At 62.8% G+C, this 13,075-nt stretch carries 12 protein-coding genes; 4 read left to right on the top strand and 8 right to left on the bottom strand.

All coding sequences use genetic code 11. The features are described from left to right. Nucleotides 1–57 precede the first annotated feature (57 nt). The 5 genes from K408_RS0125240 to K408_RS0125220 all read right to left on the bottom strand — a co-directional run bounded on the left by K408_RS0125240 (nucleotide 58) and on the right by K408_RS0125220 (nucleotide 5,230). The gene (locus tag K408_RS0125240) at nucleotides 58–594 is read right to left on the bottom strand and encodes a copper chaperone PCu(A)C (RefSeq protein WP_024341263.1); all 537 of its coding nucleotides are present in this window, start codon (nucleotides 592–594) and stop codon (nucleotides 58–60) included. A gap of 28 nt (nucleotides 595–622) precedes the next feature. Next, a complete protein-coding gene (locus K408_RS0125235) occupies nucleotides 623–1,120 on the bottom strand; it encodes a TlpA family protein disulfide reductase (protein WP_024341262.1) in 498 nt (165 codons plus the stop codon). Beyond that, the gene (locus K408_RS0125230) at nucleotides 1,117–2,328 is read right to left on the bottom strand and encodes a sialidase family protein (RefSeq protein ID WP_024341261.1); all 1,212 of its coding nucleotides are present in this window, start codon (nucleotides 2,326–2,328) and stop codon (nucleotides 1,117–1,119) included. Before K408_RS0125230 ends, K408_RS0125235 begins: the two co-directional genes overlap by 4 nt. 26 nt (nucleotides 2,329–2,354) lie before the next feature. Beyond that, nucleotides 2,355–4,760: a TonB-dependent receptor family protein gene (locus tag K408_RS0125225; protein WP_024341260.1), complete on the bottom strand. Its 2,406-nt coding sequence runs from the start codon at nucleotides 4,758–4,760 to the stop codon at nucleotides 2,355–2,357. Nucleotides 4,761–4,855: 95 nt separating this feature from the next. Further along, the gene (locus K408_RS0125220) at nucleotides 4,856–5,230 is read right to left on the bottom strand and encodes a DUF2946 family protein (RefSeq protein ID WP_024341259.1); all 375 of its coding nucleotides are present in this window, start codon (nucleotides 5,228–5,230) and stop codon (nucleotides 4,856–4,858) included. Between the two features lie 928 nt (nucleotides 5,231–6,158). Here K408_RS0125220 and K408_RS0125210 point away from each other — a divergent pair. The 3 genes from K408_RS0125210 to K408_RS0125200 are packed head-to-tail and all read left to right on the top strand — an operon-like array spanning nucleotide 6,159 to nucleotide 9,742. Next, entirely contained in the window at nucleotides 6,159–7,181 is a 1,023-nt protein-coding gene (locus K408_RS0125210) for a sugar ABC transporter substrate-binding protein (protein ID WP_024341258.1), read from the top strand. A gap of 21 nt (nucleotides 7,182–7,202) precedes the next feature. Beyond that, complete coding sequence (locus tag K408_RS0125205) at nucleotides 7,203–8,705, top strand: sugar ABC transporter ATP-binding protein (protein WP_024341257.1); 1,503 nt, start codon at nucleotides 7,203–7,205, stop codon at nucleotides 8,703–8,705. Between the two features lie 11 nt (nucleotides 8,706–8,716). Next, nucleotides 8,717–9,742 carry an ABC transporter permease gene (locus K408_RS0125200; protein WP_024341256.1) on the top strand — a complete coding sequence of 342 codons (1,026 nt, stop codon included), beginning with the start codon at nucleotides 8,717–8,719 and terminating at the stop codon, nucleotides 9,740–9,742. A gap of 243 nt (nucleotides 9,743–9,985) precedes the next feature. Here K408_RS0125200 and K408_RS0125195 read toward each other — a convergent pair whose 3' ends face one another. Further along, nucleotides 9,986–10,696: an L-2-amino-thiazoline-4-carboxylic acid hydrolase gene (locus K408_RS0125195; RefSeq protein WP_024341255.1), complete on the bottom strand. Its 711-nt coding sequence runs from the start codon at nucleotides 10,694–10,696 to the stop codon at nucleotides 9,986–9,988. 48 nt (nucleotides 10,697–10,744) lie between these two features. Then, a complete protein-coding gene (locus K408_RS0125190; RefSeq protein WP_155248631.1) occupies nucleotides 10,745–11,245 on the bottom strand; it encodes a RidA family protein in 501 nt (166 codons plus the stop codon). A 20-nt stretch (nucleotides 11,246–11,265) separates the two neighbouring features. Here K408_RS0125190 and K408_RS0125185 point away from each other — a divergent pair, with 20 nt between their 5' ends. Beyond that, entirely contained in the window at nucleotides 11,266–11,895 is a 630-nt protein-coding gene (locus K408_RS0125185) for a LysR family transcriptional regulator (RefSeq protein ID WP_024341253.1), read from the top strand. Between the two features lie 316 nt (nucleotides 11,896–12,211). Here the strand turns inward: K408_RS0125185 and K408_RS0125180 are convergent, their stop codons facing one another. Then, complete coding sequence (locus K408_RS0125180) at nucleotides 12,212–12,982, bottom strand: IclR family transcriptional regulator domain-containing protein (protein WP_024341252.1); 771 nt, start codon at nucleotides 12,980–12,982, stop codon at nucleotides 12,212–12,214. Nucleotides 12,983–13,075: the final 93 nt, after the last annotated feature.

The following is a 13,075-nucleotide window of genomic DNA, read 5'->3' as shown; positions in this document are numbered from 1 at the left end:
CTGCAAATCGGCTACCCGCCCGTCGATCCGCACGTGCAGCGGCCGGCCAGATCCGCCTCACTTCATCTTCATTCCCGAATGATCCGGCATTTTCTTCATGTCCATATGACCTGAATGCCCGGCGTCGCCCGGCGACTGCGCGCCGACGCCCTGGACGTCGAGGGAGACGGCAACATTGCCGGCCTTCTCGAATTGCAGCATCACCGGCACCTTGTCGCCCTGCTTGAACGGGCCCTTCAACTCCTGGAGCATGAGGTGATAGCCGCCGGGCGCAAGCTTCACGGTCTTGCCGGGGTCGATCACCAGTCCCTTGTCGAGCGCTCGCATCTTCATCACGCCGTTATCCATTGCCATCTCGTGGATCTCGGACTTGCCCGCAATATCGGCGGAGACGCTGACCAGCCTGTCCGGCGCCGTCCCCTTGTTCTCGATAACGAGATAGCCGCCGGCAACCTTTGCGCCGCCCGGAGTCGCACGGCTCCACGCCTGCGAGATGACGAGATCGCCGGCCTTCACGTCGTCGGCGAGCGCCGGTGCGGCGGAGATCGCGAGAGCGAACGCAGCGAGCAGCACGTTTTTCGAGATTGTCTTCATTTCGGTATTTCCTTTTCAGATCTAGATTTCAGTGTTTGGAGAACTGCTGCGCCGACCATTTTTCCAGATCGGCGATTTCAGCCGAGCCTTCGATCGTCGTGATGGTCCCGTCCCGCGAGATCAGCATGGTCCGAGGGATGTCGCCCTGCCAGGCCGGATCGATCTCGAACCGCAAGCGCTCGACGAAGCCGTCGTTGAAGATGAAATTTTCGGTGGACGACAGACCCGCCTTGTCGAGCATCGATTGCGTCGCCGCCGGCAGGTTCGGCACGAGATCGGCGCTGACCGTGACGACGTCGATGTCAGGATGATCCTTGGCGAACTGCCCGAGCAGCGGCAGTTCGACTTTGCATGGGCCACAGGTCACGCCCCAGAAATGCACCAGTACCGGACGGCCGGCATGCCCCCTGATGACGCCTTGCCAGGTGCCGCGTTCGAATGGCTTCAAGGCGGGCGAAGCTCCGAAAGCAGCCGCGGATGCGATCAGAACGTTCAGACTCGCAATGCCTGCAAATCGAAATCTCATGGCTGATCCTCGATAGCTGTCAACCGATAGCCGTCCGCCTTCGTCATCCACGATAGATAGGTCTGCTTGTCATTGGAGACCAGCAAGGGGTGATCGGACGTGTCGCTCGTACTCGCTATCGCCTTCGGCGGCGACCACGTCTGGCCGTCATCGCGGGAGATCGTCATCTGGACCGAGGTCTTTTCGCCATCGAACTCCTTCCACACCATCACCGTTCCCGCCGGGGCCGAAAGCACGAAGGGGCGCGTCGGACTGCGATCCAGGCGCCCGAGCGCGATCGGCACAGAGAATGTGCGCCCCTCGTCACGCGAGTGGGCGTAGAATAATCCCTTACGAGTCTTCCCGTTCGTGTACCAGGCGACATGATAGGTTCCGTTCGGCCCGATGGTGAGGCTAGGCCCGTGGTGCGGGCAGGCATTGATCTGCCAATCGTCGTTGCTGACCCGACGGATTTCGCCTGGTGTCGAGACTGCGGTGAAGGTCATGACCGCATGATCTCGCACGCCGCCTTCGAAGATGTTCCTGAAGATCACGGCCGGCCGCCCCGGCGCCGCGAACGCCAGCCCTAATCGGCAGCACTCGCAGGTGCCCTCGTGCGCGAGACGGGCCTCTGCGTAGGTGGCACCGCCATCGCGTGACGAGGCAAAGAACAGCGCCGCGCCCTCGTACTTCCGCCCCGCCTCTTTCGCAGAGACACGATTGCGCTTGTCGAGCCAGGCCGCGAGCACCGTTCCGTCCTGATCGAGCGCCAGCGCCTCGAACCGCTGGCTCTCGTTGTTGGCGGTGATGGGCTTAAGCTCGGCAAAGCTCTTCCCGCCATCGGCCGAGCGCGTGTAGAGCACCTGACCATTGAAGGCCTCGTCCCTGAAGATAGAGAACGCGAGCGCGATGCCGCCCTTGCGATCGACCACGATCTTCGGGCGCGCATCCGGTCCCCAGTCGAGGTTCAGCCGCTTCGTCGTGACTTGGGTGGGCGGCGAAAAACTGCGGCCCGTATCCTGCGAGCTTGCGACCGAGATCTGGCCTCCCGCCATCCAGACCAGCCACAACGTGCCGTCTGGACCGAAGGCCGGCGTCACCTTGGTGGCACAGCGCAGCGTCGGCTCCTCGCACGCCGCTTCGGATGCAGGCGGGGCACGCATCTGTGCGAGCGCCGTGCCCAGCGCGAGTGCGAGAGCCACGAGCGCGAGCAAACTGGTTCGGATCATTGTCCCACTCCCTTCCAGAGCGCGGATCATCTGAAGGCCACCTTCATACCCGCAACGAATGTGCGCGGCGAGCCCGCATAAATGGATCCCGTCGTGTTTGCGAGAACGCTCGCAGGGTTTTGAAGGCCTGTCGCCGTGACTGTGTTCGCGATGTTGTTCGCCGAAGCGACGTAGGTACGGTCGAGCACGTTTCTGACCTCGAGAAACAGATTGAGCGATCTGAAGGTGTCGGACACCAGATCGGCTTTGTAGTGGACGTTGACGTTGACCAGTTCATAGCCCGGTGCCTTCAGCAGATTGGCGTTGTCCATGTAGAAGGAATCCTTCCATTGAACCTCGACGAAGCCTCCGAGGCCGGTCAGCGGTCCGACGAACTCGTCGTAGCCAATTCGAGCCGTTAGTTCGTTGGGCGATATCCCGGGAATCTTGTTGCCTGCACGGTTGAAGCTGAACACGGCGCCATTGGTGATGCTCTCGACATACTCGGTGTAGACCTCGTCGAGATAGGTGTACGCCGCCATGAACCGCCACCCCGGATGGAACTTCCAGTCGGCGGCAAGCTCAACGCCGCGATGCTCCGATCGCGGCGCGTTGAACGTGTAAGTCGCGTTGGGCGAGCCGGCAGGCGTCGCCTGACTGACGATCTCGTTGCGGAAGAACTCGTAGAAGCCGGTCGCGCTGAGCTTGAGCGTATTGTTCGGCGTCCAATCGAAGCCGAGATCGTAGCCGAGATTCTTCTGCGCCTGAAGCTGGGTGTTGTTGCCCGACAGGCCGTTCGGAAGAACGAAGAGATTCGAAACCTGCGGGGTGCCGTACCCCGTAGCAACCCGTCCGCGGAACAGCCACTCGTTTTCGAGATTGTAGAGGAGCGCCAACTCCGGCGCGGCATTTTGAAACTGCCTGTCCGCCGACGTGAGAGTTGTGGTGGTGATGCCGGTGGGATCTGAGTATGCATAGGCCGTGTTTGTTCCCTTCAGCAGCGTCGTCTCCCAACCAACGGCAGCGACCGCCGTCAGCGAGGTCGTCAGCCTGAGCTCTTCCCTGGCACGCACACCATAATTGGTCGTTTCGCTGAGGAGATTGCTCGAGAGCCTGCCGAGCGTAGCATTGCCCCCAGGCATTACGTTCCGCGTGTCGCTCGACGCCGTCAGGGTGTTGAAGAACGCGCCGAAGAACGCGGTCGACTCCAGGCCGAAAATCTCTCCACGCTTGGTGAGATCACTCATGTAGTTGTACGATGGAAAATCTCCGATCGCTGCCGTCGTCCCGGTTGGCTGAGTGATGTTCCGGTCGTCGAAGACGAACTGATTGCGCCAAGTCAGCGTGTTGTCAAAATCGTGCTCCCATCGACCGCCGACGATGGTGCGGCGATCGTTGCGGCCTAGCCCGGCCTGGACGGCCGTTTCCGTGTCGGTTCCGGCGGTTGAGTTGAAACCATTGTTGAACAGCCTGACCGTACCGCATCCGGGCGCGGCGGTGGCGCCGGTCGCGCACCCCTGCTGGAAGGGGTTTAGGTAGTACTGGTTCAGCGACTGCCGGATCGGCAGCCGCGCACTGAGATCGTTGTTGATGATCTTGACCGTGAAGCGATCGTCCAGCGTTGCCTTGAGCGTGCCGAGGAAGTTGACGGTCTGCGTATTGAACCAGCTGTTGCCGATATAGCCGTCACCACGCACATCGCTTGCAAACAGCGAACCCTCGAAATTCCCGACCTTCTTGCCGGCTGCCAGGTAGTTGTTGAGATAGCCGTAGCTGCCGCCGTCGACGCCATATTCGACACCGTCGATCGTGCCGCCGGGCCGTGTCCGAAAATTCAGCGCACCGCCTGTTGCGTAGTTGCCATAGAGCGCCGAGGAAGGGCCGCGGATCACGTCGATCGCAGCATAGGCGTGGGGATCGATCAGGTCGCTCCGCGACAGTCCATCCGGCTGCGTGACGGGGAAGCCGTCTTCGAAGATCACGAGATTGCGGATGGCGAAGCCGTTCCGCGCGTTGGACCCCCGAATTGAGATGCCGAAATCGCGAGGACCGTTCCCCTGCTTGATCGAAATGCCCGGGCTGTCCCGCAAGACATCGCTGACCGAGAACGCGGGGCGATTGTCGAACTGGCTCCGATCGATCGTCGTCGCAGTCTGGCCGGCGGGCGATTGATTGAGGCCCTCCCGCGCCGCGCCGGCAGACATGGCCGGATTTTGGGCCGGCGCGCTGGCGGTCGGGTTCTGCGCGACGGGTCTCGCGGCGCGCCCGGCCGCAGCTGAGCGCAGCCGCGATGGCCGGGGCGCCGGCTTGGGGCGCGAAGCCTGCGGCGCCTCAACGGTGACCGTGGGAAGCGGTTCCGAGGCGCCTTGGGCAAGCGCGTCTGCACCGATCGAAGACACCAGCCCGCAAAGCACGGGCAAGCCCGCGCGGCTGATCGCACGAATGCGTAACATGTCTTGAATTCCTGACATCCGGCACATCGGCCGGTCCATTGAACACGCCACCGGCGCGGCAACGGCGCGCGCCAATGGTTCGGTTGGTCGCTACGTCAGGAAGACTGAGGCGGTGCGCGAGCTTGGGCGCTCGAACCCTCGTAGGCAGTGATGGCGGACGCATGCGCCGGATGCCACACCACACGCTCGGCATGGCGGACAGGAACCGCGAGTGCTTCATGCGTAGGCGAATCGAGCGTCGCGTTGGCCTGGGCCAGGCAGCACAGGGCGCACGCGCCGGCATGCGCAGTGGGCGCACTGGTCCGATCGTTCGGGCCGCCCTGCTCGCTCGCGCTGTGGCAGATGACGGCGGCAGAGAGCGGATCGGCAACAGCCTGACCCGCCACCAGGCAAGCGGCAATCGGCGCCAGCACCTGCATCACCAGGGCCAGCAGGACCAGAGGTAGGAACTTTTGCAGCCGTGCGCGCATCCGCCGAACCATTTGTTCGTGGCCTGACTAAACACCGCGATGGCACGCGAGTCGAGACCAGTTCCGCAGCCCACTTGGCCCAGGACAAATGTCGCGAGAGCTGCGGTCGGGGTCCCCAGCTGCGGGCCGAGGGTCCGGCATGAGGCAGCCAAACGCCCCGCGCCATCCACAGATTTCTTATATCTGTCATATACTTAGTCGACTCGAAGCCCGATCATTTCGTCAACTGCTCTTATTTTGAACATTCGTTGCCGAAAATGATGACAAGTGAGAAAAGTTGATCTAGCATCCCTCTTGCTCAGGCTGGCCGCGAGGTCGAAGTCTGGTGGTCCAAGTCTCGGGAGGAGCCCCTGGCGCGCAAAACGCAGCGTCGCCCCGTCAATCAAGAGCAAATCTTAAGATCGGGGATAATAGGGTCGACACAATTTTCGAGCGGGGCCAGGGCCCCGCTCTTTTTTTGTCCGCGAGGCTGAAGTGACGATGAATGCCTCCTCCAATTCCAATCCGATCGAACTCAGCTTCGAACGCCGATCTCCCGCTCCTGGTCTATCAATCAACGCCCGCTCGACGAGCACCCGGAGGCGCAGCCGACGTTTCGGCACGGAGGGCAGCGATCCCGGTGAAAGGGAGCGATGCTCGCGCTGAGCATCGAGGACATCTTCGATTTCGCTGGCTTGCTCGGGATACGCTGCGCGAGCTTCCCGGCGATGAATGATCGAGCGAGATCGCACAAGGCTGGGACACATTGCTCGCCGACATCGACGACTTCGCCGCTGCTCCCGCCTGGCGCTTTGCGCTGCAACCAGCACAAGCTGCGGCGATGTCGCGGCTGATTGCAGATTGAGTGGCAACAACTCTTGTGCGAGACTTTCGGTGATCGGTCGCGCAGGCAATGACGCGCCGACGAGATAATACATGGGAGCGAGCGATGTCCGGGACGAAAGATTTCTCGACGACGAGGCGCGATCTTCTTCAGGCGGCCGCGACCGCCGGCGCAGCAACTGCCTTGCTCGGCAGCATGGGCATAACCCCCGCACTTGCAGCCGCAGTCGGACGAAGCGAGAAGCCGCTGAAGGCAGCGTTCTCCAATGCGGGCCTTCAGGCCACCTGGTGCGCGCAAGGCAAGCAGGCCGCGGAGTTCTGGGGTAAGCTCTTCAACGTTGAAGTCACATGGTTCGACGGCCAGCTCGACGCAGTGAAGCAGCGCGCGGCGATCGACAACATGGCCTCGCAGAAATGGGACTTCGTCGCAATCCAGGCCTTCGGCATCGGGACCCTCACCCAGCCGGTGCAGAAGATGATCGACGCCGGGACGCCGGTGATCGACATGGACACGCTGATCGCGCCGCTCGACCAGATCAACGTCCACTCCTTCCTCGCACCCGATAACGAGTTCATGGGAGCCTCGGTCACGCAGGCGCTGTGCAACGCCATGGGCGGCAAGGGCAAGATCATCATGACGCAGGGCGCGCTCGGCCACACCGGCGCGCAAGGCCGCGCCAAGGGCTTCAACACGGTGGTCAAGCAATTTCCGGGCATCGAGGTGCTCGACACCCAGCCGGCCGACTGGGACGTCTCCAAGACCGCCCGCCTCTGGGAAACGTACCTGACCAAATACCCGCAGATCGACGCGGCGTTCTTCCACAATGACGACATGGCGCTCGCGGCCGCCAACATCATGAAGGCGCGGGGCCGCACCAATATCCTGATCGGCGGCGTCGATGCCATGCCGCCGGCGATCCAGGCGGTGAGCGAGGGCCGCATGTTCGCGACCGTGCGCAATCCGTCCTGCCGCATCCATGGCGGCGCGATCATTGCGGGCGTGTCGGCCGTGGTCGGCGGAGAGAAGAGCGGACAGGGCATCCCGAAGAACGTCGTCACCGATGGCCCGGTCGTCACCAAGGCCAACGCCGCCGGGATGCAGTGGATGCAGGATCACTTCCTGATCTAAGCCTCCAAGATCTGAACCTTCATGCCTGAGGGACAACAGCCCATCCTGGAACTGCAAGGCATCACGAAGAGCTTCGGCGGGGTCGAAGCGCTTCGTGGTGTGGACTTCGCGCTCTGTCCCGGCGAGATCCACGGTCTCGTCGGCGAAAACGGCGCAGGGAAAAGCACGCTGATGAAGATCATCGCCGGCGTGCATACCGAGTTCTCCGGCCGCTTCCTGGTGGACGGCCGGGAGACACATTTCCGCTCCGCGCGCGATGCGCACGCGGCCGGCATTGCCATGGTGCACCAGGAACTCAGCGTCGCCCCCGACCTGACGGTTGCGGAGAACGTCTTCCTGGGCAACCAGCCGACCAACCGCCTCGGCCTCGTGCAATGGCGGCGGATGGCGCGTGAGGCAGGCGAGCAGCTCGCCCGCTTCGGCATCGACGTCGATCCGATGTCCAGGCTCGGCGACCTTCCGATCGGGCTGCAGCAGCTGATCGAGATCGCGCGCGTGCTGTTCTCCGGAGCCCGGATAGTGATCCTGGACGAGCCGACCTCCGCCCTCTCTCCGCCCGAGGTCGAGCGGCTGTTCGCGACGCTCAAGCGGCTGCGCGAGGAAGGCACCGCCATCGTCTTCATCTCGCACTTCATAGAGGACATCCTGCGCGTGTCGGACACCGTGACCGTGTTCCGCAACGGACGGAAGGTCGCCGAGACTGCGAGCGCCGCGACCAGCAAGAGCGCGCTGATCGAGGCCATGATCGGCCGCGGCGGCGAAGCGCTCGAGCACAGTTACGCCGACGACCTGATGCTACCGCGGCCGAGCGAGAGCGCAGTGATCCTGAAGGCCGAGCAATTGTCGCTCGGCCGCAGCCTCAACGATGTCTCCTTCGAGGCCCGCGCCGGCGAGGTGCTCGGCATCTACGGTTTCATGGGCTGCGGCCAGCAGGAGCTGTCGCGCATCCTGTTCGGCAAGCTGAAGCCGGACGGCGGCACACTCGCCGTCGAGGGTAGGCCGAAGACCTTCGCCAGCACGGCGGCGGCGCGGCGTGCTGGCGTAGCACTGGTGCCCGAGAGTCGGCGCGACATGCTGTTTCACCAGGAGCCGGTCTACAAGAACATCTCGATCAGCATTCTCGATCGCATTTCGTCCCTGCTGCTCAAGCCAGGGCAGGAGCGCGACATCGCCAAACGCCAGGTCGAGCAGTTGCAGATCAGGCCGCCGGTGGTCGGTCTCGACCTTGGCATGCTCTCTGGCGGAAACCAGCAGAAGGTCGCCCTGGCGAAATGGCTGACCTATCCGCCGAAACTCCTGGTGCTGTGCGAGCCGACCCGCGGCATGGATGTCGGCGCCAAGAACGACGTCATCAACATCGTCCGCGACCTCCGCACAAAAGGGCTGGCGATCATCGTGCTGTCGACCGAGCCGGAAACAGTGCTGTCGCTGGCCGACCGCATCCTCGTGCTCAAGCGCGGCGCATTGGTGCGGGAGTTCAGGAACGAGCCGGTCAGCAAGGACCGCCTGCTAGAGGCGGCGTGACGGAGAAGCACATGAGCAGCGAGACGGCTTTGGCGACAGGACCACGGGCGCGGGGCCTCGCGCCCTTCCTGCGCTCGCAGATGCGCAACATCGCCCCGTTCCTGACGCTGATCTGCCTCTTCACCTTCTTCGCCTTCGCCAGTCCCTCCTTCGCCACGCTCGACAATCTCGGCAACATCCTGACGCAGGTATCGATCACCGGCATCATCGCCGTGGGCCTCACCTTCGTGATCCTCTGCGCCGAGATCGATCTTTCGATCGCCGCCATCGCCAACGTCACCGGCATCGCGGTGGCCTACTTCACGCTGCAGGAATCCTACGTCAACATCGCCAACGTGCCGCTGCCCGGCGCGGTTGCGATCCTGCTGTCGATCCTGCTCTGCGCCCTGCTCGGCCTTGTCAACGCGCTGGGGCTGACCGTGATCGGAATTCCCTCCTTCATCATGACCTTGGCGATGATGCAGATCGCCGCCGGCATCTCCGCGCTGTTGGTGCGCGGCCAGATCGCGTACAAGGTGCCAAGCCTGATCACGACTCTCGGCTCGGGCTCGATCGGCGGCATTCCTTGGCTGGTCATCATCGCCGCGCTGATGCTGCTCGGCGGCCATCTGGTGCTGACCTACACGCGCTTCGGCCGCTACGTCTACATGGTCGGGGGCAACCGCGAGGCCGCCGAATATTCCGGCCTCAACGTCAAGCTGATCCTCGGCGCGGTGATGGTGATCTCGGCGGTCTGCTCGGGCATCGGCGGCATGCTCGGCGTCGCCCATTTCGGCAGCGCGCAGCAGAACGAGTTCGACACCTACCTGCTCGACTCCATCGCCGCCGTCGTCGTCGGCGGCACCAGCCTGTTCGGCGGCCGCGGCGGCATCGGCAACACCATCGTCGGGCTTTTCGTTCTCGGTGTTCTCAACAACGGCCTCGACCACGTCAACATCGACAGCTTCTTGAAGATCCTGATCCGCGGCCTGATCCTGCTGGCCGCGCTGATCATCAATGTCTACGCGCAGCGCTTGAGGGAGAAAGCCGCGGAATAGACGGACGCCAAAGCAAAAGTGCGAAAACAACCCCATGCACAGTAGCCGGGCTCATGGAATCAATGGCTTGCCCGGCGCCTCGCGAGAACTGCGGATTTAGCGAAGTGCACTTTGACTCGTCGGGCAAAACAGGGTTATGTTGCCATCATGGCGGTTGCTCCGATCAGTCGTGGCTTACCCCGTGTGGCGGCAGGAGAGCGATCCGGCATCCTTACCGTCGCGTGGGGAGACGCGGAGCCACTCTCAGCCTTTCGTATCCTCGGCTTCTCGTATCGATGCCAGTCGCGAGAAGCGGAAATTGCAGTGGCTGGCGCCGCCCGCCAGCGTCCGTGTCCTTTCCAGGCGAATGCCTCGCGTGGCGTAGGCATCGAAGTCGAGGCCACAGATGTTCGGCAGAATCTCCGTGTCGCCATGGCGCGTTGCGAGCTTGCAGAAGCCGCAAGCCTTGTAGTCGATGCCGAATTCAAACTCGTCACCTGGCCCCGGCTCTACGAAATCGTAGACGAAGTCGTCCGGAAACTCCTTCTGATGGCTCTCCGTGGTGCTCCTCGCGGCCTGCTCGCGCAGCAAAACCTGGTTTTCGGGCGACATGAACTGACGTCCCAAGGCAAGGCGCTCTGCTTCCGGCTCGGTGAGCAATTGTGCCGCGCAGGTTTCCCGCTCGATCTCACCGATCACCGGCACCGGCACGCCGTGGCGCCGGAGCACCCGGCTGATGGCCATGAAACCGGTTAGGCGCATGAAGAAATCGCTCATGCGGCTGGCTGCACCGCCGACATAGGGCATCTGGGTGAGGACGATCCCAAATTCGTCCATCACCTCCCGCCTGATCTCATGGACGTCGGAGAGATGCGTGCGCTCGCGCAACATCGGCTCGGCAATGTCGAGGCGACCACGCATGGTCGCCTCCATTGCTTCCCGATGCTTCTGGTAGAAGGGATGGATCTCGGCCATTGAACACCTGACATGATGGCTCGTTGCGACAATCGGCCGTGCCGACTTTCACTCTGCGGCGATCGCCTCGATCTCCAGCAGCCATTTGCTGTCGACGGTTTGCGCAATCATGACCGTGAGCGCGGGTTCGTGTCCCGCCAGCATCCTGCGGCGAACAACGCGATTGGGCACGACCTGACCGATATCCGTCAGGAAGGTGGTGACCTTGACCAGATGCCTGACGCCGAGGCCGGCAGCGGCGAGCACCTCGATGACGTTGCGCCAGGCCTGCTCGCATTGCGCTTCGAAACCTTCGGGCACGCTGCCGTCGGACGTCTCCGGCACTTGACCGCTGACAAACAACAGCCGTCGATGCTGACTGATTTCAAACCCCATGCTGTAACCACCGGCGGGAGCATGGACCGTTGCGGGATTGTGGCTGACAATGTGAGCGGCGGGCATAGGGTTTCTCCGGATTACGGGTCGACCGTAGCCGGCGGAAGCGCCGCGGCGCAAAGCATCATTCCTGCGATTCAGCGCAAGAAAATCTATTGCAAGGGCACAGTTCATCGGTGTCAAACTGCGTTGCGATGACCTACGCCCTTCCCCCGCTCAACGCGCTTCGCGCCTTCGAGGCTGCCGCCCGGCATCTCAGCTTCAAGCTCGCCGCGCACGAGCTGCACGTGACCCCGGCCGCCGTGGGCCAGCAGGTGAAGGCGCTGGAGGCTCGCCTCGGCGTCCAGTTGTTCGAGCGGCTGCACAAGCAGCTCATCCTCACCGCCGCAGGCCAGGCTTACCTGCCCGGAATATCCGAGGGCTTTCGCCACATCGCGGAGGCGACCTCGCAATTGAAGCCGGCAGGTGCAGTGCAGCTTCATCTGGGAGTTCACGGCGCCGTCGAGCTGCGCCGCCTGGGGTTGGCGGAGTTTCGCAGCGCGCATCCGGACATCGGCCTGCGGGTGCTGCAGCCCGCCGGCCTGCATGAACTCGTCGAGGGCAAGGTCGATCTGTTGATTGGCCGCGGTCTCAGCCACCATCCCGGTTATCGCTGCGACCGGATCGATGGGAGATCGGGCCTCGGTGATTGGCTGGTTGCGCCCGAAGGTGCCGCTGATTGCCCTGAGATCGTCAGCTTCCGCGAATGGCTGCGCTCTCTGCCGGCCGACATCCCGCGCCCAAGCCAGCTTCGTCCTCGTCTGGTCGACGTCGGCAGACGTTGAACTCTCAGCCGGACAGCTCCGGCATCCAGTCCCTCAGTTTCGCGCAGCTCCGGCGACGTCAGCGATCGTTGGAAACGCAATCATCGCCCGCGCCAGGCGCACTGCCCGCGCCTCGCAATCGCGCGCGCCTGGGGGTCATCGTTGTTGTGAGCAAAACTGAATTCATTGAGGATTTCGGACCGAAATGACTTTGAGCTACCGTCGCGCCGACATTTGACGCGCGGGCAAAACAGGGACAAGGATGCATCCTGGCGGGGGTAGCTAAGCTGCAGGATCGAAGCGTTCGGCGAGATCGCCGGTCCCACGCATTCAAACGTCACGACGGCGAGAGCGATTGGGTTCGAATATCCTGGGCGGTCTTCTGAAGCCGCACGAGATAGCGCTTCTTTGCGGCTGCCTCCGTGAGCGTGCCGGAAATCAAGTTGATGCTGACCGCGGCAACGACGCTGCCGGCTTGATCGCGGATTGGAACGGCAATGCCGCAAATGGCCGGATCGAGTTCGCCATCGACCCAAGCGTAGCCTCGCTCTCGCGTCAATTGCAGTTCATGCGCAAGACGCTTGGCATCCGTGATCGTGCGCGGTGTGACTGACTTAAGGGGCGTGCTTGCGAGATAGCGGTCTCGCTCGTCCAAGGGAAGGTTCGCCAGAAGGACACGCCCGAGCGACACGAGATGCGCGGGAAGACGGCTGCCGATGCCCAGATTGGCGGACAGAATGCGCCGCGCCGGAAGCCTGAGAGCGTAGACGATGTCGCTTTCATCGAGCACGGCAAGCGCGCAGGACTCGCCGATGTCGTTGCGCAGATCTTCGAGCGCCCGCTGAGCAAAGCCCCAGAACGGCAATGCGTTGAGATAGGACAATCCGAGACCCAACGCACGAGGCCGCAGGCGGAAGTAACGGCCGTCGGCTTCGCAATATTTCAACGTGACGAGGGTACTGAGCATGCGTCGCGCCGTCGCGCGGTTGAGTCCTGCATGAGCTGCAGCTTCCGAAAGCGTGTGACGGCCCGGTGATCGACCGAGCGCCTCAATCAAGGCAAAACCTCGTTCGATCGCGCGGACATAGCCGTCACTCTCCTTCGGCATTTTTCGCAGCCTCCTCTTGCGGAAGCAGACGGGCTTCGCGCATAGTAGTTCATAAACAGATAAATTCGTTCGCTAGGCGAACATACGGAAGGA

The organism is Bradyrhizobium sp. in8p8 (genome assembly GCF_000426845.1).
Taxonomy (GTDB): Bacteria; Pseudomonadota; Alphaproteobacteria; order Rhizobiales; family Xanthobacteraceae; genus Bradyrhizobium; species Bradyrhizobium japonicum_C.
This window is presented reverse-complemented; position numbering and strand designations above follow the sequence as displayed.